We start from the raw sequence: 19,669 nt of genomic DNA, 5'->3' as shown, positions 1-19,669 counted from the left end.
CCCTATTTCATAAGAACCTGTTTAATTTCCTCTTTTAAAGTATCTTCATTCATTCCCACTAAAAAAGGCATACCCAATAGAATCGGTGTCTTATATTTAGACTGGTCAATCCTCATGGATGTAATAAACAGATCAGCTTCCCCGTCATACATATCCAGCTCATAGATCTGCGACTGGGTGATGGTATATTTCAATCCTAGTTCCTTTAAATATTCATCTACTTTCTGCAGAATCATCGTGGATGTTGCAAGGCCGGCGCCGCATGCAATTACAATTTTTTTAGTCATAATAGACTCCTCTTTTCATTAAAATATTTTATCATCATCTTTAATAACTCTTCATGGGAGGCTGTGTTTTTTATCGAGTCAATTGCCTCCTCACTTTGTAACAACTGACTGACATTCTTTAAAATCTGCAAATGTTTTTCACTATCCTTTAGAATCAGCCCAATGATGAAGTCCACTTCTAACGGCTGCAGAGTTTCGATATTATTGAAGACTATCGGTTTTCCAAGCTTCAATATGACTAACTTATCCGTTTGGGAATAGATTGCTTCAGTATGCACAATTGCAACATTCATAGTTGTCAATTTAAGGCCCGTCGGATAATTTTCTTCCCGGATTTTTATGGCTTCTCTAAATTCTTCTGTAACGTATCCTTCCTTTTCAAGCACGTCTGCCATAAAATCAAAAAGTTCGTTCTTATCTTCAAAGCTGTTATTAAAAAACACTAAGTTTTCTTCGACGTACACTGTAGTACCTCCATTCCTATAACGAAAACTGAAAATCTTCCTTCCCTTTTCTAAGGAACTCAATGAATTCATCGGGATCAGTAAATGAACTGATGGGTGGAATTTGCTCATAATCATTTGATGCGAGTATCACTTTGTAAAGATGGCTTAACAGTTTTCTGATGATTTTCACGTCTTTTTCAGCAACTGCCAATAAAAGTATGACTGATACATGCTCTTCCTGATTCCATTTAACAGGCTTCGATGTAGTCATAATGGATATTTGGGTCTCATTGACACTCGACGAAAGGGCATGAGGGACTGCTACCCACCCTTGAACAACGGTGTTCCCTAAAATATCACGATCATAAATGGATTCTCTAAATGCTGAATTTACCATGCGGTCTTCCTCAAGTTTCCCAATCATCTTATTTAAACATTCTTCCTTTGTTGTACTCGCTTCATTTAGAAAAATGTATCTGGGATTGACAAATGTTGATAATAAATCTGTATTCAGCACTTGATCGTCGTTCTTTCTCTCCCGCGGGGAATAGTTCAAATAAAAATCGTATATATTTTTCAAGTCCGTATCGCTGACCAGAGGAGAAACATAGACTACCGGGTGATTGATTTCATTCAACCTAATTGAAGAAATGATAAAATCGACAGTTGATAGATCTTCTTGAACCAGTCGCGAAGCCGAAATTAAATTAAATTTTATATTCGCAGGCAAGAGATTCTCGATCCTCTGGATGATCAATTCAGACGTCACAATACCTGACTGACAAACGACCAATACTTGGGAAATGTTTTTCCTTCTTTCGATTGCCACTTGAAAATGTAGTGTAATAAAAGATATATCATCGTCAGTTAGTTTAATATTATGTTTCATCTCTATTTTTTCTATGGAATAGCGAATGATATGAAACAGAACACCATAGTTGGTTTTTATTTCATTCAACAACGAGTTATTAATAGTAATATCCGACTTCAGACGGTAAATCATTGGAACCGTATGGCTGATCAACGATTGAAACAAATTTTCATCATTGCTCAGATCTATCTCTATCGCCTGGCTGATTTCTGCTATCATTTCCCGGATATCCAACGAATAAAAGTCTTCTGCCCATTCATTGCTATGTGACGGTTCCATCCGGTGGGCGAACAATTCATTGCTAATATATTGGTGTTCTATTTCTGTAAATCTGCTGCCCAGTTTACTTTCTATATCCATGGAAATCACTTCAGCCATAGGATGTTTTCTTATTGCTTCCACACCGTCAATATGGATGTGAGGAAGACTAGTTAAGTGAAATCCACGGTTAGAGCGTTCTGTCAAAATTAATAGCGAGATGAAAAATGATTTTAGATATTGTTCAGGAATATTTCGGTTTCGATAGTAGCTGATTTTCTTTACAGAATCATAAACTGATTCCGTAACTTTTTTATCGAACAGGCTTTCCAGTGCATGTGCATAAGATGACAAGGAATAATTGTCTTGTTTTTTATTGATCAACAGATAAGCCAAACGTTTGATTGCTTTTTGAATATCTATTTCCTTCCCGGATACCTTCGTTCCTTTGCTGTTCGAAATTATTTTCAGATCTTCCCCAAACAAATGGCGGAGATTTTCAATATCTTTTATTAAAGAACTTGAACTGGTATATAAGTCCATCGACATAGAATTGTAAGTAACAACCTTACTATTAACAAGCAGCCACTTAGCAATCAGCATCTGACGATCCAGCGAACTTAAACTGGATTGGTTGTTTCTATAATGCTCTGCAACAGTCTGTATGAGATTTTTAGAAGCCGCAAAGTTACCAATAAGCTTAATTCCTTGATTTGGTTTCTTATCGATAACCAAATTGCATTCTTTAAACACATCTTTCAATTTTTCCAGATCATTAAAAATCGTCCGATTAGATACGTTCAGCTGATCCGCAAAATATTTAGCCGGTAAATAGGTCTCATTCTTTGTCAGCAGATCAATCAATTTTGCTTGCCTGGTTGAGATATCAAACAATATTGACACTTCCTTGTTTCATTTTGATATTCCATATATTCTTATTCAGTCACCAAAATGCAATCTAAATTCAGCATACACTTTATTCACCTATTATTTTGACATGACATGTTCGGTTCCTCTGCCTGATCTGGTCCCAATCTATAAAGTAAATATAACCAACCAAGCCAATCTGTAATGCTCCCTCTTCGATAATAAAGGTTTCACTGGTTCCTAAAAGTGTGCTACGCAAGTGTGCATCTGTGTTTAGCATCGTAAAAGCTTCCGGACTGATTCGTCCCTTGAATTCTTCTAATCCGACCTGTATATGTTTTGGACCCGGATGAAAATACTGGCCTTCAGTTGTACATCTGGGTGCTAATTTCTCCATGATATTATTCAAATCTACTTGCAGATACTCATCACCATAGTAGTTCCGGTCATAAGAGAGTTCTTCAAAAATTACCGAACATGTCGTATGGGGGCTTGCTACCACACATATTCCATCTTTAACTTTACTTTCGACGACAATTTCCCGAATCTGTTCCGTTATTTCATGATAGGTTACGCGGTTTCCATGGGAGGTCAATTGCAGTTTTCCGGAGTAGATCATTATTTCCCTCTCCTCACTTCTTTATATTGTGCTGCAGCACGTATCATCTTCTCCATCATATCTACAGGGTCGGCTGCCTTCACAATACCGCTCGTAACACCAACTCCGTCAGCTCCAAGTCTAAATAGCTCTGCAACATCCGCTTCAGTACGTATACCTGCTCCCTGTTCTACAAGTATACTGGGGTTTACTTCCTTAATCTTTTCTATAGTCGCTTCCACGTATATGCGATCACTTTTCTGATTTTGGCCAATCAGTTCAGTCGGTTCCGCCAATATTACATCCGGCGCCAGCATTGCAATTGCCTGCGCTTCTTTTACAGTATCCGCACAAACTATTGTCTGAAGCCCCGCATCTTTTGCCCTTACGATAGTTTTTTCAATTTCGCCTATAGTTAACGGGTTGTCTGCGTGATTCAACACGACAGCTTTTACACCTATATAACACAATGAATCTGCAAGCACATAACCCATGGCATCACCAAGTTCAACACTATCCATATGCTGTGCGGTGACTATCAAGTCAGGGCATTCTGCTACGATATTTGCCAGCTCAGTTTGTGGTCCTGTAAATAAAACAGTGACTTCGTATTGTCTCGCCAATTTATTCGCCGCATGCGCCAGCTTCAGCAATTTATCACCGAATAAAAAACTCTTCGGATTGACAACGAAAAAAGGGTCTCCTTTCCTGATCCTCACCCTCATCCCCCCTTTCATTAGTAAAGACGCACGCTTTTTGTATTGAATACTGTAAAGTAATGGTTCAGGCATTTCTCGATACCTGAATGTAATGAATTCCTGACGTCAAGATAATTACTACTCTCGAGCGTCACATCTTTCACAGCAGAGTTCATCAAATCGGTAAAAATATTTATTTTCACTATATTCCCTAGAGCACATTGACAGAGATTTTCATCTCCTGACGATGATCCACCATGCAATACTAGAGGTACGGGTACAGCTTGTGAGATTTCACGCAGTCTTTCAAAGTTAATATGTGGGGTGCCGGCATAATTTCCATGGGCTGTTCCTATTGAAATTGCCAATGAGTCTACTAGTGTTTTTTCATAAAATATCTTTGCATCTTCCACAGTTGTAAATAACGATTCACTTTGCTCTAAGTTTTCATAATTTTCACCAGAACCGACGTGACCGATCTCAGCTTCCACAGCAACTCCTGACGGTCTGGCGTAATCAATTATTTCTTGTGTTTTTCTGATATTATCATCTAATGAATCTTGAGAAGCATCGATCATCACCGATGTAAAGCCTAAATCGACCGCTCGCTTTACATAGTCTACATCTGTGCCATGATCTAGATGTAGAACAATCGGAACCTCCGCTTTCTCAGCATAATACTTGCCAAATAAAGCGGCTTCCTCCAATTTCATTTCTTCTTCATGAGCTTGAGCAAACGAAACAATGAGAGGTAATTGTCTTTTTTCCGCAACCGCTAAATAGGCACGTAAAGTGTTTTGATCCACAAAATTTGTAGCCGGAATGGCAAACTGTTTTTGTAAAGCGATTTTAAATAATTCTTTTGAAGAAACTAACATAGTTTCATGTTCACCTCACTTATAATATGTTCCCACAATTCAAACAATAACATGTAAGCGCTTTCTTATCATTTTAATTTATTGCAACAATAATAGTGAAAAAAGAAATATGGATCTTACTATTCAATATGTTTTCACAATCGAAAAAAACTCTTCTTCAATCATAAATGATCGTACTTGAGCTCCAATTAGAAAGTTAACACTTAAAAACTATATCTCCTACAATGCAGCAGAAACGTTGATTCTACTAATTTCATTAAATTATGTTGACTTATTATATAGAATCAAAATTTCCATCTAATAATTCTAAAAAAACTTTATAAACTTTCACTTTATTTGAAACCATTTCAGGAACTATCCGTACACAATAGTATACTTGCACACAATGCAGGTATGGTTTTCCAAATTTGAAGGGGGTTTTAGTTTTGAAGAAGTTGGGTTCTTGGGTATTCGCGCTTGTGTTAGCACTTGCTTTTGCTGTACCAGCCGGCAACGTGCAGGCGGCAGATACGAATACGGCAAAATTAGTGGTTGACGGGGTAGAAGTTGAGGGGTACGAGCAGCCGTTTTTCTCGAATGATGAAATTTTAATTCCAGTTCAGAATGTATTCAATGAAGCTGGTTTTAAAGTGACGGAAGATAAAGGTGTAGTAACTGCTACAAACTCTTACGTTACAGTGGATTTTAATGTTGCAGCTGGAAAAATTGATGTGAACGGGAAAAAGGCCAATACAGAATTCCCTCTTACATTACAGAACGCTGGAAATTATGTAACCGGAGAATTTTTATCTTCATTGGAAGGTTTCCAGGTTGAAGTAACAGAAGATCAGAAAACGGTTAATGTCACTACAAATCGTGTGAAAGATGTTGATGCATTCCTAGAGAAAACGCTTCAGGCTGACTTGAATAGTTTTTCTGCTGCTTTGACAATCGATCAGACAATGGAAGCTTCCTCTGAAGAAGATCCTATTCATATGTTGATGAATCTGAAAATGGATGCTATTCAAAATCCGCTGGCCATGTATATGGAAACAACGATGAAAATGAATATGATGGGCGAGTCACTGGATCAAATGCAAAAAGCATATGTCACAGAAGACGGCATGTATCAATACGACAGCACGATTAAAAAGTGGATCAAAATGGACGACGATATGACTAACCTGATCGCACAATCTTCTGCACAGCAGGCAGATCCGCATGCTCAATTGGAATTGATGAAGAAGTTCAGCGAAGGTGTTCACGTGTTTGAATATGATGACAAGTACGTCATGACGCAAACGTTGACGAATGAACAATTCAAAGACATGATGGATGAAATCATGAATCTGCTGCCTGGATTGCTTCCGGAAGACGTACAAGGCATGATTCCTTCCGAAGATAAAGAATCATCAACTGAAGAAGCAGAAGCAGTTGAAGAAGGTACTGCAGAAGAGGAAGGTTCAGTAGATGAGGAAGGTACTGCTGAGGAAGAAGGAACTGAAGCGGACATCGGTGATATTCTGGAAGCATTGAATTTGAATATCGAAGAGTACTATTCAGTTCAAACGATCGATAAAGAAACATTATTCCCTCTGGATCTTTCAGCTGTTACGAAAATGTCCATGAGTATGGAAGATGAAAAGATTTCTATTTTCCAAAAGATGAATGGAACGTTCAGCAACTTCAACCAGATTAAAGAAATCAAAGTTCCTGAAGAAGTGATCAAGAATGCGATTTCCATGGAAGAATATATGGAAGAACTTGGTTTGGGCGAAGAGTTAGAAATGGAAATCTGATGAAACAGGCTGCCACGGAAAATCAGTATTGATTTTCTGGGGCAGCTTTTTTGTTATTTTGTATGTGTACCTAGTACAGGGATAACGCTTGTTCCGAAATGGGTTTACATACGCGAATTCCCAGAATATACTAACCCTGACTCTTCCTGAGTTGGAACTTTTATGTAATTATTAAATTTGATTAAAAGGAGTTTTTATTTTGAGAAAGTCTGCAAGTCTATTAATACTATCTATTTTCATCGTAAGTGTATTATCCGCATGCGGCAGTTCACCGGACAAACAGCTGGAAGGTGCATGGAAGATCGTGGATGACCAGGAAGAAAGCCGATTCCTTGAGTTCAGCGGAGACAGAATGGTTGTCAGAAATGATTTTGACAGTCAGCCTGAGACAGTGGACTACCGGGCGACCGATTTAAAGAAAGGTAATTTCATTATCGACATTGCAGAACCCGGGACACAAACTTATCAATTCTTTCTGGAAGGCAAGTTTGAGAAAAAAGAAAAAATCAAAGTGAAGAGTGTGATGGATTCAAATGAACCAAATCCAAATATACAGCTGGTTAAAGTGAAGAATTTGGAGAAAGAAATGGAGAAAGCCAGAAAAGAACAGGAAAAAGCAGCAGCGATAGAAGAAAAGAAACGGAAGAAGGACGAAAAGGCAGCAGCTGCTAAGGAAGCAGAGAAGGAAAAAGCGCAGAAAGCAGAAAATGCAGCGAAAGAGCAAACGACAACTGAAACATCCGCTGCAACCACGGATGACAAACAGCCTGCCAAAGAAACGGCAAAAAATTCTTCTTCTCCGAAAGAGAACCACAGTGATCTGAAATCCCGCTATCTCAATAAATCCGATCAATTAGAACAAAGGATTATGAATGAGGCAAGAGCAGCCGATCCCAATGCACAAGACTTATGGGATGGATTTTTCGGACAGTACTATGACCAATGGGACAGCTTATTGAATGAGATTTGGGGCGCACTGAAACAATCCATGTCTGCCAACGATTTCAATAACTTGAAAAATGAGCAGCGCGAGTGGATCAAACAAAAAGAGAAAAGATTCGCTGAACTTCCGGACGAAACCGCTGCAAGCAGAGCATCTGGAATGGATTATCTTGCTTTCGAAACCCAAAACAGAGTTCTTTATTTAATAGAACATTATATGGACTGATAAAAATAAGGACATCCAAAAAGAATCAAGTCTCCAGTAAACAGAATATTATTTGCATGGCAAGTAGATTTTTCTATGATAAATGAACGTAAAACGGAGTGATTTGTATGAAATGTACTATTTGCGGCATCGGTTCGGTGCACGTACAGTTCGACGGACAGCCGCTTTGTATGGATTGCTATAATGCGATAATGGCGGATAAACTCGGGGTAGATCTCCCCGAACTGCCCAAAACATTTTCCGCCGCTGACACAAATGGTATTCAGCGTCTTTTCGAAGTAGAACGTCTGATTATGGGATCAGCCATTTTGCTGACAGCCCGCGAACGATGGGAGCACGGCTACGAATTTGCAGTGGATGGAGAGTTAACAGCCGATCAGCATACACTGTTCGACCAGCTGAAAGAAAAGACCAAACGAGGCGTGTCGAAGACTTATCTCGAAACAGGAAAGTATTCGAACGGACAGCCGTACACTGCTGTCAAAGAGCATCAATTGATTGGCGTGCTTTCCTATAATGAAACCGACAGCGAAGCACCGCTCGTCATCATAGACGGCAAGCCATATAACTGGGAAGAAGTCGGCCGTCTCCTGCAGGCGTTTGAAGGCTTTCAGCTGAAGATTGAAATGAAGGAATTGGCGGATGAGTATGATGAAATGAGAAGTATAATTCTAGTGACGCCCGACTAACTGCAAATGTGAACTGCTTAGGATACGCCAGATTCCATATCGATACAAAGAGAAAAAAGCTTTCTGAACGAGCAGAAAGCTTTTTTCTATATTTATACTAATTTGGATTATGTTTGTATCTGGTAATCGTTTTTCTATATTACATCGCCAGTTGTAATTAAGTACTGAAGCGCCTTTGGCAAGACACTATTCTTGATAAGTTGTTCATTTTCTCTAAAATACAACGAACTCTTTTTACGAATCTCATCGTCCACTTGCTCTGCAACTTTAATTGTTTGTCGTTCACAGGAGTACATAGCGGGCAGCAAGTTATAATCAAAGCTTTCAATAACTGGCGTGTCTCTTTATCCGCAAAACTGATATCCACTTGATTGATTGATTGATTGATCTCTCTTACTCTCTTCCTGCTCTTTTATCCAATCCTGCTGATCTCCCCCCGTATCCGGAGACTGCGGCACGGGACCTTTCATGAAAAGTATCATATCGTTCAGCTTCTTTTAATTCAATTAACGGATTTTCCAGTTCTTGTTCTCTGACATATTGTACTAAATCATAAGTCAATAATTGCAATAACTCAATGGCTTGACGAAGTTCTGTCGTCATGAGCAAACTTAATTCCTGTTTTTGTTGGAGAATCATCTCCATAGCCTTTAAACCTAACTATATGATCATGCCTATCTTTGAATGCGCTTTCATGTATCTGTCTTTATCATAACATGTCAGACTAACTTTTCGATAGAAGAATCCTGTTAAATGCGATGATCTCTCGCGTACAGTCCTTTTCATATGGTATAGTCTAAATATTCAATAGTGTTTCCTATAGTATAACTTACGGTTTGGAGGCTTCGATATGAATCAATTACTCAAAAAAGCAATTCTTGAACCAAATGAATTCAATCTATCAGCTAAAACGGCCTGGAAACAATATCAAGAGCTCGGAATACAATCAGACAATACGATACGTCGTGAAATCTCAGAGTCATGGAAAAGTTCCAAGAGTCTGGGAGTCAATCCTTTTCAAACAAAAATCCAAGAAATTGTTACCCATCACGATTTGGATAATCGTTTACGGCAAAATGAACAATTGCTGTCGTATTCCACTGAGCGAATTACACATGTTCTCGATTTATTAAATGAATCACAAACTATGTTATCTATTACAGACCGCCAAGGAACTATTTTGCACTCTTGGGGAGATTCGCAAACACTAAAACGCGCGGAAGTACTTAACATCTTTGACGGAGGCACATGGAGTGAGAAATCAGCCGGAACCAATGCCGTCGGTGTCACGTTAAAAACCAAACAATCCGCACAGGTATTATTTTCCGAACACTTCTGTGAGAAGAATCATGATTGGTACTGTGCAGCTACCCCCATCATCGCGCCTTTTACTAAAGAATTATTGGGGGTTGTTAACATTGCAGGGTCTAACCCCACACTCCATCCCCATACATTTAAACTCATTATTGCCGAAACTCGTAATCTGTCTAATTCGATTATAAATCAAGTGTATGACAGCGCAATACGTGAAAATCTTTTCTTGACTACTGCAATGGAAGAAGTAGAAGAGTCTATTTTGGTAGTGGATCGTGAGAAAAATATTATAGAACGAAGTAAGACCGCGATGGCAGATCCGATCCTTTCTAAAGCTCTGTATATTCAAACTTTTAGCGGATTAGATCAGCTCATAACTCATTCCATGCTGAGCGGCAAGAAAATCCTAAATGAAGAAACGAAAATACCCCATACAAAACAAACGTATAATTGCTCCATTCACCCGATTTCCTTCCAGAATATGTGCTTGGGGGCTATTATATCTCTAAAGAAAACCAGATCTTTGCCGAAAAGCGAGAAAGTGACGAGAAGCCAAGAGAAAAAAACATCTGATCCATTTCAGAATATAACCGGTTCATCCACTGCTTTCTCCCATGTTCTGAAGCAAGCCAAAAAGGCAGCAACGATTGACGCGACAATTTTTCTTTCAGGAGAGACCGGCACAGGAAAAGAAGTCTTTGCGCAGGCCATTCATCAAGCGAGCGATAGAAAGAATAAACCTTTTATCGCGATCAATTGCGGCGCCGTGCCACAAGGTTTACTGGAAAGTGAATTATCAGGCTACGAAGCAGGCGCTTTCACTGGCGCCAGAGCAAAGGGCAGTCCCGGTAAATTTGAATTGGCACAAGGAGGCACCATTTTCTTGGATGAAATCGGGGACATGCCCCTCGACCTTCAAGTTCATTTGCTGCGAATCCTGGAAGAACGTGAAGTAACCAGGATCGGCAGTGCAAAAGCGATCCCGATCGATGTCCGCATCATCGCGGCCACACACCGCGATTTGAAACAAGCCGTGGCGGAGGGTACCTTTCGGGAAGACCTGCTGTATCGTCTGAAGATCATCCAAATAACGATACCTGCCCTTCGAGATAGAATATCAGACGTCCCAGCGCTATCTCGTCGTTTTATCAATGAATTGAGCAGCCAATTCGGAAAACGGCATGTAGAGGTCACCGCTGATACTATAAAGTGCCTCACTGATTACCAGTGGCCGGGCAATATACGCGAATTAAAAAATGTCGTCCAGCAAGCATTATTCAATATGGAAGGTGAAATTCTCACTCCTTCTCACTTGCCTGCCGAGTTGACTACCGACTCTCAGCAAACTGACAAAGAACAGTTACTCGGAGCTTTACAAGCTGAAAATGGAGTTGTTGCGCATGCTGCTATACGTCTCGGTATCTCACGGGCCACTATGTATCGACGAATGAAACAGTTTAATATTACGGCTGAGTAACTAAGCCTCTAATGGATCTGCAATATTTTGCAAATCCATTAGAGGCTTTCTTTTGTAACTATGAGACAGTTTTCTGTTTCGCTGAGACACTCCCCTCATGAACTCATTCAGTTTAAATGGTATCGAAGAGTCTAATAAGTCCGATAACATTAACATTTTTCAGGAATCTTCTTTTTTGGCATGCTTCTTGCAATATCTATTAGTGAACTGCCAAATTGCGTTAGATCAGCGTTCAATTTTAAAAAGTCCTATTGATTTTAACGAAAGCAGGTGATGTGGAGATATGGAAACATTTGATTTGGCTGTGATTGGTGCAGGTCCCGGCGGCTATGTTGCAGCTATCCGTGCGGCTCAATCGGGAAAGAAAGTAGCACTTATTGAAAAAAGAAAGCTTGGAGGGACTTGCCTACATGTTGGCTGTATCCCTTCCAAAACACTTTTGCAGCACAGTGAAATGGTGGAAAGCATTCAAAAAGCAAATGATTGGGGCATCCAAACTGGATCTATTTCGATTGATTTCCCTAAATTAATGAAACGAAAAGATCAAGTAGTCGAAACTTTGACTCAAGGCATTCATTACTTAGTAAAGAAAAATAAAATTTCATTGTTTCACGGGGAGGCTGCAGTCAATAAAGATCGTGTGGTGACGGTTAAGGATACTCAGCTAAAAGCACAAGACGTAATTTTAGCTACCGGAAGCAAACCATTTGTCCCACCGATTCCGGGACTTGAACAAGTGGATTATGTAACTACCGATTCTTTCTTTGAACTTCAAAAGTTACCCAGCACACTTGTGATCATCGGAGGCGGCGTCATCGCCATTGAACTGGCATTCGCCATGGCTCCTCTTGGTACCGATATTACCGTGATCGAAGTAGCAGACGATATTTTATTGACAGAAGATAAAGATGCTCGAAAAGTGATAACAAAACGCTTGAAAGATTTAGGTGTGCATATTGTTACAAGCGCAAAAATCGAAAATGTGACAAAAGAAAGTGTGCTGGTGGAAGGAACGAGCTATTCTTACGACAAACTGCTCGTTGCAACAGGCAGAAAACCGAATCTGGAAGTAGCTGATCAACTAGATTTACAACTTGATGAATCTGGTCGCTATATCGATGTGGATCCTCATTATGAAACGAGTACAAAACATGTGTATGCAATAGGTGATGTCATTGGCGGCTACCAACTGGCACACGCGGCAAGTGCGGAAGGACTGACGGCTGTTCAGGCAATCCTCGGCAAAGAAGTTACGCCGCTGGAACAAACCTCCATTCCGCGCTGTGTCTATACGCATCCTGAAATCGCTTCATTCGGACTTAGTGAACAAGAAGCTTCAGCAAGCGGCTATCAAGTAAAAACTACCCAGTCTGCTCTATCCGGGAATGGCCGGGCGCTTTCTATAGGTGAGACAGAAGGCTTTGTTAAAATCATTGCCGATACCACGTACGGTGAAATTTTGGGGGCCGTAATTGTCGCTCCGAATGCGACAGAGTTAATTCAAGAAATAGCGGCTGTGAAACATACAGAAGGGACGATGTTTGAGCTGGCAAATTTTGTGCAAGCGCACCCCACTCTGTCGGAAGCTATAGGAGAAAGCGCGAATGACTTTTTCGGACTGGCTATTCATAAATAGATCGTAGAGGAGGAATTTATTATGGAACAACAAACAGCATTATGGATTTATCAAAAGATGAATGAAATTCGTTTTTTTGAAGAGGAAGTACGTTACACATTCGGAAAAGGTCTTATTCCGGGATTTGTTCACTTATATGCAGGAGAAGAAGCGGTGGCTACTGGTGTGATGGCACAATTGGACGACGAAGATTATATTACAAGCACTCACAGGGGTCACGGACATGCCATCGCAAAAGGCTGCGATATTAAAGGAATGATGGCGGAAATCATGGGAAAAAAAGATGGTCTTGGTGGAGGTAAAGGCGGCTCCATGCACGTTGCTGACGTAGATCGTGGAATGCTGGGTGCCAATGGAATTGTAGGCGGCGGTTTTGGGTTAGCAGCAGGTGCCGCATTGACCATTAAAACATTAGGGAAAGACCATGTAGCGGTCTGTTTCTTCGGGGATGGCGCATCCAATGAAGGTACATTCCATGAAGGACTCAATTTAGCATCCATCTTAAACTTACCGGTCATTTTTGTTTGCGAAAACAATCAATTCGGCGAAGGTACACCTTTCCGATATGCATCTGCATCAGAAACAGTGGCTGAACGGGCACCCGCCTACAATATGCCTGGCGTACGTGTGGATGGAATGGACGTGGAAGCGGTTTACGACGCTACAGAAAAAGCCATTCAACGAGCAAAAGCCGGAGAGGGCCCGACTTTAATTGAGTGCGATACGTATCGGCAATACGGGCACTTTGAGGGAGACGAACAAAAATATAAAACCGATCAAGATCCGAACAAAGACCGTGATCCGATCACCGAATTCCGTGAAAAGGCTACGAAAAACAAATGGATGACTGCAGAACAGGCAGATAAAATTGAAGCTGAAGCGAAGAAGACTATTGAGGATGCAGTAGCGTTTGCGGAAGCAAGTCCTCTTCCAGATGAATCTACACTTTATACGGATATTTTCGCATAACAAAAGGGGGAACTTATGATGACGGAAAGAAAAGTCACATTTATGACAGCAATAAATGAAGCAATGGCGCAGTCCATGCGCAAAGATGAAACAGTTATCCTAATCGGCACAGATGTCGCTGGAGGCGCGGAAGTAGATCATTTAGTTCAAGACGACGGCAGATATGACGACGCATTTGGCGGTGTATTCGGTTTATCCAAAGGGCTGGTATCCGAATTCGGGCGGGAGCGCATCATCGATACACCCATTGCAGAACACGGTTACTTCAGTGCGGCTGTCGGAGCAGCAGCAACCGGCTTACGGCCAATTGCAGAATTGATGTTTAATGACTTTGTCGGCTTTGCACTTGATCCTATACTGAACCAAGGTGCAAAAATGCGCTATATGTTTGGCGGCAAGGCAAAAATCCCACTCACTGTGCGTACTGTCCACGGAGCCGGTGCAGGAGCTGCGGCTCAGCACTCTCAAACATTGTATGGGCTGTTCGGTGCGATCCCAGGTGTAAAAGTAGTCGTTCCTTCCAATCCCTACGATGCAAAAGGGCTGATGTTGGCAGCGATCGAAGACGATAATTTAGTCGTCTTTTCAGAGGATAAGATGCTGTATGGTGTCAAAGGAGAGGTTCCCGAAGATTACTACACCGTCGAAATCGGCAAGGCTAATGTAGTACGCGAAGGAAGTGACCTGACGATTGTAGCAATCGGTAAAATGGTGCAAGTTGCGCAAGAAGCAGCGGAGCGATTGAATTCTGATGGTGTGGAGGTAGAAGTCATCGATTTACGGACGATTGCCCCATGGGATCAGGAAACGGTAATTGAATCCGTGAAAAAGACCGGCCGCCTAATTATTATAGACGAATCCAATCCACATAATAATACTGCGACAGACATCGCATCCGTCATAGCCGACAAGGCGTTTGATTATTTAGACGGTCCAATTAAAACCGTATGCGCACCTAACACTCCTGTTCCGTTTGCCGCCAACCTAGAAAAAGCCTATATACCGGATGCGGATAAAGTGTTGCGTGTTGCTGATGAAATCATTACAGATTTAAAGAAATCTCATACGATGTAGGAGGTGAAATAAATGAGCGAAACTATTGTAATGCCAAAACTAGGAATGACGATGACCGAAGGCACCATTACAGAATGGTATAAAGAAGTAGGCGACACAGTGGAGAAAGGCGAACCTGTGTTAATGATCAGCTCTGAAAAATTAAATCAAGATGTAGAAGCTACTAGTTCAGGTATCTTAATTGAGAAGTTTGGTAACGTAGAGGATGAACTGAAAGTAGGAGATGCCCTTGCTTTTATTGGCGAAGAAGGAGAAAAGCCTTCTTCTGCAGATAAAAAAGATACAGACGCAGTCAGCGTAGACGTAACGGAATACGAAAAACCTGCATCACCTGCAGACATGCCGACTCAACAAGGAGTTACTAAACATCAGCGGTCAAATCGTATTTTCATTACGCCACTTGCCAGACGAATAGCGGCTGACAATGATATTGATATCCAATCGGTGACAGGATCCGGCGGCAAGGGAAGGATTACTAAACGAGATATAGAACATATTCTAGAGAGCGGTACACATATTCAAACAGGATCGCAACAGGAACTCGCCGCACAGCAATCAGCTGCGACAGCAACAGTTTCTGTCGGAGAAGGACTTTCACCTATGCGTAAAGCGATTGCTCGAAATATGCGTGATAGTTTATCACAGACTGCCCAACTCACATTGCACCGCAAAGCAAATGCCGAACAGCTAATTGATTTCCAACAGACATTGCGCGATAAATTAAGCGCCAGTAACTCGGAGATGAAATTGAGCGTAACCGTCTTATTAGCACGGGCTGTGGTGTTGGCTCTACAAGAACTGAAATCAATGAATGCCACATATCATGATGGGCAACTGAAAGAATTTGATGAAGTGCACTTAGGAATCGCGACATCTCTAGATGACGGATTACTGGTGCCAGTCATTAAAAATGCCCATCAAAAAACGATCGGTGCGCTGGCAAATGAAATGAAAGATGTAACAGAAAGAGCGCGAAATGGCGAAGCTGACCCATCACTTCTTTCTGGATCCACCTTCACTATTACCAACTTGGGCGCAAGCGGCATCGAATATTTCACACCGATACTTAACCCAACCGAAACAGGAATATTGGGCGTTGGTACTCTCCAAGAAGAATTAGTATTGGCAGAAGACGGAACGGTCAAAACCATCAAAAAGATTCCGCTTAGTATTACATTCGACCATCAGATTGTCGATGGTGCGAAGGCTGCTGAGTTCTTGTCTGTCTTAGTGAAGTATATCGAGTCTCCTTATCTGTTGGTACTCTAGTCTAAAAAACTGCAAGGAAGAAATTTCTTCCTTGTGGTTTTTTGATTTTTTGACAGGTCGTTTCAGGCTATAATTCTCTAATATTTATTTGTATCTCTTGTTCCAAACCGTTAAAGTGAACTGCTCGATATTGAGCAGTTGGATTTACAACTTATACATACACCTATTCCCTCTTTTTTTGTGTGTACCTGATAACCTTTTTTTCCAGGGAACATTCCCTTGAATCGTGCATAGTTTTCCGTTAGGGCGATGGTTGTCAAACAAAAATTTATTTGCGAGAACCACCCTTATGCTTCCTAAGGCGCGGGGTGGCTTCATCGCGATTGTCATCAAGACAAAAAAGTAACCACCCCCGCTACCGGCTAAGTAGATGAGATAGTTACTTTTTAAGTAAAACGCTCTTTACCTCTGGCCAACCGCTCTTCAGGCGGATGTCAGTTGCAATTGACTGGGTGTTTACCGCATCCGGTCTTTTTAGTTTACGTTCAGTTTACCACAATCATACGAAGAATACACCTGTTTATGAATACGAAAAAGGAGCAAATTGAATATTTGGATTCAGGCATGACCCGCGCCTTTCAACGGTTATCTATAGTATATTGTGTGTGTACCTGGTACCCTTTTTTTAAAAAGGAACCCTGAGAGGTTCCCACTTAATACTTCATTTTCAAGAAAGTCACTGCCATTCATCTTCATATTTTAAATTTATTTAGTAATCTCAAATTTGGCCTTAAGACCTTTAACCAACTTCTTTCCGCTAAAAGATTGAATTGTATCTTCTATAATGATCCAATACTCTTCCCCGCGTATAAAACTTCCGTTATTATCCAATGTTATATATCCATTGTTTCCGATATTTTCGACTCGCGGATTAACAAAATTAATTTTCTTATAGTTCTTGTCGAGAATAAATACACTCCGGCTATCCACCGTACTTTCGTTAACATTCATATTTAACTTTATTCTCCAGCTATGGCTCGCTGAATTGTTTTTAAGTGATGTATCCCACACTTTGTAACCTTCATAGGGATCAGTGACAGTTGAGGATTCTTTGACCGTTACTTCACTGACAGCTGTATATTCCCCATCTTCTGTTGTAACTGTTATGTTCGCTTTTCCTTTTGATTTAGCTGCCACATTACCGGATGCATCCACTGTAGCCACTTCTTCATTACTACTCGACCAGATTACTTTTTTATTTGTCGCATCAACTGGAGAAACTGTTGCTGCCAGTGCTGCTGTTTTTCCTATCTCCATCTCCAGTTTGGGGTTATTCAGACTTATTCCCGTTACATTTATAACTTCCCCGCCAGAGTTGATTTTTGCAAACCCGAATTTCTCATGGCTGGTTGTAAGAATATATTTGCCTGGACTGACCGTCATATTACCAATTTCATTATTTCCATCGGATTTACTTTCAAAGAAATACGAACTCGGCGGGATATTTTCCGAACCTTTAATTTTATTTCCCTTCTTGTCAATCACATATGCCATACTGCCTTGGCGTACAACAGCCAGACCATTCTCAAACAACGACACATCATCGAATTGCGGTTTAATCACTTCATTACCGTTTATATCAATAAAACCAAACTTATTGTTTTGTAAAAATCCCGCAACGCCTTCGTTAAACACCCTTAATTGCTCATACTGAAAAGGAATTACGGTTTTTCCTTCCATATTGACAGCTCCAAATTTTCCCTCTGCATTCATAATGCTGGCTAATGAATTATCATTAAATACCTGATATGACCCAAATGGATCTTTTACGAAAAAGTAGTAAAACTTAGGACCTGACCATAGTGTTCTGTCTTTCGTTAGAAATGTCCAATAATGATTATTTTTATTATTCGGATCTGTAAAGGCAACAGGTGCCATTCCCTGATTAAACGGCGCAGCACCTATAAATTCTATTTCATCATATAACATTTCGTATTCTTCTGAATTTATATCCGAGTAATGATCGTATTTTGCCAAAGTTCCTTCTGTCGGAAGGTAAGAGGCTGCATCATACGCCTCGCCGTATTTATCAAAAATAAATGTACCGGTGGGTGAATCTGCAGGTAGCATAACATATCCGTTATAAAAGACGGTGTCATACATCTCATCCAGAGGTCCGCCATACTCTTTAAAGTACCCATTGAGAGTGTAGAAATCGCTCTCTCCATATTTGACGCTTGTAGTGTTATTGTCCGGCGTTATAATGTAATAAAAACGTTGAACGTAATCTCCGTCACCTACATGTTTCTCCACAATCGCTTTTCCTTCTGAAAAACTGTGTGCGCGATCATATTGAAAGTCAATTACTGTTTCTCCTGCTTCGTTTATGTAACCCCATTTTCCATTTTTTCCAACTGCAGCCAACCCTTCTGAAAATGTTTTTGCATCATCATATAGCGGTGATATGGTTTCTGTGTAGAAGTATTGCCCTGTTTCTGAATGCGTTTCCGCCAAAACATTGAACGGAACTAGGACCGCAAATAACAGGATTGCTGAAAAAATTATTGATAACTTGCTAAAAAGTTTCCCCATGTCTTATCTCCTCCTCAATTCCATTTTTTTGTTCTTTAACCATTAATATTACACTAACGCCTTCAAATTTCACAGGACTTTTAATATAGAATTTCTATCTACATCTATTCTATTGTTCAACTTGTAAAACGAGCGCGGGCTGCATTCATGATTTCAGCAATTCTAATTGTGTGTCTACCTGATACCTTCTTTATAGCGCGGATTCAGTGTAGACATCCCTGCCAATTAGAACAATGTTTCCTCCATGAGAAAAAACTATCACAGAAAATCAGTTATTACTGACTTTCTGGACAGCCCCTCTTCTTATCACGCTAAGTTGTCAGACTAGTGTCTGAATTGTTTGTGTACCTGGTACTTTCTTATTATGTTTAGTATGTTTATAGGCAACTTGCCTGAAGTAATTGCGATTCTTGTATTGGGTGTAGCAGGTATCGTATTAGGTGAATTCATAAAGCCCCTTTCTGGGGGAATTTTTTTGTCGATAAGTCTGCTGTATTATAATGATAAAGTTTTTACATATCCCATAATAATGTGCAAAGCTATGAAAAAACTTCTCTGTTCTTGGCTGATTTATTGTGAAAAGTGACTACTGAATTAATGTACTCGGTTACACTAATTGTTTGGGAACAGATCTCTATTTTTAATTGAGCAAGCTGGTTTTGGTCGCTAAAATATCTCGCTTGTATGGGACAGTTTTAGCTCCATTGCCTTTATCAATATACCAAGAAGCCGCATAAGACTTCATTTATGAACATACTCTTATACGCACAGTTTCACGAAACGAAAAGCTTACGTGCTAGAGCCACAATGTTTTCTCCCAAGAACTGCAGGAAGCCACAAGCTTGCATTGTGCAAGTTTC

At 40.4% G+C, this 19,669-nt stretch carries 16 protein-coding genes; 8 read left to right on the top strand and 8 right to left on the bottom strand.

Going from position 1 to position 19,669, the window contains the following annotated elements; all coding sequences use genetic code 11:
• Window positions 1-2: 2 nt before the first annotated feature.
• From GDZ68_RS03675 to GDZ68_RS03650, 6 genes are all read right to left on the bottom strand, one after another.
• The gene (locus GDZ68_RS03675; RefSeq protein WP_153720925.1) at window positions 3-287 is read right to left on the bottom strand and encodes a PTS sugar transporter subunit IIB; all 285 of its coding nucleotides are present in this window, start codon (window positions 285-287) and stop codon (window positions 3-5) included.
• Window positions 284-751, bottom strand: coding sequence for a PTS sugar transporter subunit IIA (locus tag GDZ68_RS03670; RefSeq protein ID WP_194841046.1), 468 nt, complete (start codon window positions 749-751; stop codon window positions 284-286). The genes GDZ68_RS03675 and GDZ68_RS03670 overlap by 4 nt, the downstream gene beginning before the upstream one ends.
• A 16-nt stretch (window positions 752-767) precedes the next feature.
• A complete protein-coding gene (locus GDZ68_RS03665) occupies window positions 768-2,756 on the bottom strand; it encodes a BglG family transcription antiterminator (RefSeq protein WP_194841045.1) in 1,989 nt (662 codons plus the stop codon).
• An 82-nt stretch (window positions 2,757-2,838) separates the two neighbouring features.
• Window positions 2,839-3,348, bottom strand: coding sequence for a YjbQ family protein (locus tag GDZ68_RS03660; protein WP_153720922.1), 510 nt, complete (start codon window positions 3,346-3,348; stop codon window positions 2,839-2,841).
• Entirely contained in the window at window positions 3,348-4,046 is a 699-nt protein-coding gene (locus GDZ68_RS03655) for a triose-phosphate isomerase (RefSeq protein WP_228550993.1), read from the bottom strand. Before GDZ68_RS03655 ends, GDZ68_RS03660 begins: the two co-directional genes overlap by 1 nt.
• 17 nt (window positions 4,047-4,063) lie before the next feature.
• Window positions 4,064-4,903: a class II fructose-bisphosphate aldolase gene (locus GDZ68_RS03650; protein WP_153720920.1), complete on the bottom strand. Its 840-nt coding sequence runs from the start codon at window positions 4,901-4,903 to the stop codon at window positions 4,064-4,066.
• A 425-nt stretch (window positions 4,904-5,328) separates the two neighbouring features.
• On the opposite strand from GDZ68_RS03650, the gene GDZ68_RS03645 reads away from it, so the two are divergent.
• The 3 genes from GDZ68_RS03645 to GDZ68_RS03635 all read left to right on the top strand — a co-directional run bounded on the left by GDZ68_RS03645 (window position 5,329) and on the right by GDZ68_RS03635 (window position 8,538).
• Complete coding sequence (locus GDZ68_RS03645) at window positions 5,329-6,681, top strand: DUF6612 family protein (protein ID WP_194841044.1); 1,353 nt, start codon at window positions 5,329-5,331, stop codon at window positions 6,679-6,681.
• Window positions 6,682-6,880: 199 nt separating this feature from the next.
• Entirely contained in the window at window positions 6,881-7,849 is a 969-nt protein-coding gene (locus GDZ68_RS03640) for a lysozyme inhibitor LprI family protein (protein WP_153720918.1), read from the top strand.
• A 107-nt stretch (window positions 7,850-7,956) separates the two neighbouring features.
• Window positions 7,957-8,538 carry a DUF7686 domain-containing protein gene (locus GDZ68_RS03635; RefSeq protein ID WP_153720917.1) on the top strand — a complete coding sequence of 194 codons (582 nt, stop codon included), beginning with the start codon at window positions 7,957-7,959 and terminating at the stop codon, window positions 8,536-8,538.
• 393 nt (window positions 8,539-8,931) lie between these two features.
• On the opposite strand, the gene GDZ68_RS03630 is transcribed toward GDZ68_RS03635, so the two are convergent.
• Window positions 8,932-9,183 (bottom strand): hypothetical protein, encoded by a 252-nt coding sequence (locus GDZ68_RS03630; RefSeq protein ID WP_153720916.1) that lies wholly within the window; start codon window positions 9,181-9,183, stop codon window positions 8,932-8,934.
• Window positions 9,184-9,388: 205 nt separating this feature from the next.
• Here GDZ68_RS03630 and GDZ68_RS03625 point away from each other — a divergent pair, with 205 nt between their 5' ends.
• The 5 genes from GDZ68_RS03625 (at window position 9,389) to GDZ68_RS03605 (ending at window position 16,277) form a co-directional block, all read left to right on the top strand.
• A complete protein-coding gene (locus GDZ68_RS03625; protein ID WP_153720915.1) occupies window positions 9,389-11,329 on the top strand; it encodes a sigma-54-dependent Fis family transcriptional regulator in 1,941 nt (646 codons plus the stop codon).
• 283 nt (window positions 11,330-11,612) lie between these two features.
• Window positions 11,613-12,965, top strand: a complete 1,353-nt coding sequence (gene lpdA, locus GDZ68_RS03620) for a dihydrolipoyl dehydrogenase (protein ID WP_153720914.1) — start codon at window positions 11,613-11,615, stop codon at window positions 12,963-12,965.
• 21 nt (window positions 12,966-12,986) lie between these two features.
• On the top strand, window positions 12,987-13,934 hold the full coding sequence (locus GDZ68_RS03615; RefSeq protein ID WP_153720913.1) for a thiamine pyrophosphate-dependent dehydrogenase E1 component subunit alpha: 948 nt from the start codon (window positions 12,987-12,989) through the stop codon (window positions 13,932-13,934).
• Between the two features lie 15 nt (window positions 13,935-13,949).
• Window positions 13,950-15,008 (top strand): alpha-ketoacid dehydrogenase subunit beta, encoded by a 1,059-nt coding sequence (locus tag GDZ68_RS03610; protein ID WP_153720912.1) that lies wholly within the window; start codon window positions 13,950-13,952, stop codon window positions 15,006-15,008.
• A gap of 12 nt (window positions 15,009-15,020) precedes the next feature.
• Window positions 15,021-16,277 (top strand): dihydrolipoamide acetyltransferase family protein, encoded by a 1,257-nt coding sequence (locus GDZ68_RS03605; RefSeq protein ID WP_153720911.1) that lies wholly within the window; start codon window positions 15,021-15,023, stop codon window positions 16,275-16,277.
• A gap of 705 nt (window positions 16,278-16,982) precedes the next feature.
• On the opposite strand, the gene GDZ68_RS03600 is transcribed toward GDZ68_RS03605, so the two are convergent.
• Window positions 16,983-18,809 carry a WG repeat-containing protein gene (locus tag GDZ68_RS03600; protein ID WP_153720910.1) on the bottom strand — a complete coding sequence of 609 codons (1,827 nt, stop codon included), beginning with the start codon at window positions 18,807-18,809 and terminating at the stop codon, window positions 16,983-16,985.
• Window positions 18,810-19,669 lie beyond the last annotated feature (860 nt).

Source organism: Sporosarcina cascadiensis, assembly GCF_009650995.1.
GTDB lineage: Bacteria > Bacillota > Bacilli > Bacillales_A > Planococcaceae > Sporosarcina > Sporosarcina cascadiensis.
The sequence above is the reverse complement of the archived record's forward strand: the minus strand, read 5'-3'. Positions and strand labels throughout refer to the sequence as shown.

Coding starts and splice junctions, on each gene's coding strand:
- GDZ68_RS03675 (WP_153720925.1), bottom strand. CDS start 287: ATGACTAAAAAAATTGTAATTGCATGCGGCGCCGGCCTTGCAACATCC.
- GDZ68_RS03660 (WP_153720922.1), bottom strand. CDS start 3,348: ATGATCTACTCCGGAAAACTGCAATTGACCTCCCATGGAAACCGCGTA.
- GDZ68_RS03650 (WP_153720920.1), bottom strand. CDS start 4,903: ATGTTAGTTTCTTCAAAAGAATTATTTAAAATCGCTTTACAAAAACAG.
- GDZ68_RS03605 (WP_153720911.1), top strand. CDS start 15,021: ATGAGCGAAACTATTGTAATGCCAAAACTAGGAATGACGATGACCGAA.
- GDZ68_RS03630 (WP_153720916.1), bottom strand. CDS start 9,183: ATGGAGATGATTCTCCAACAAAAACAGGAATTAAGTTTGCTCATGACG.
- lpdA (WP_153720914.1), top strand. CDS start 11,613: ATGGAAACATTTGATTTGGCTGTGATTGGTGCAGGTCCCGGCGGCTAT.
- GDZ68_RS03600 (WP_153720910.1), bottom strand. CDS start 18,809: ATGGGGAAACTTTTTAGCAAGTTATCAATAATTTTTTCAGCAATCCTG.
- GDZ68_RS03615 (WP_153720913.1), top strand. CDS start 12,987: ATGGAACAACAAACAGCATTATGGATTTATCAAAAGATGAATGAAATT.
- GDZ68_RS03635 (WP_153720917.1), top strand. CDS start 7,957: ATGAAATGTACTATTTGCGGCATCGGTTCGGTGCACGTACAGTTCGAC.
- GDZ68_RS03625 (WP_153720915.1), top strand. CDS start 9,389: ATGAATCAATTACTCAAAAAAGCAATTCTTGAACCAAATGAATTCAAT.
- GDZ68_RS03610 (WP_153720912.1), top strand. CDS start 13,950: ATGATGACGGAAAGAAAAGTCACATTTATGACAGCAATAAATGAAGCA.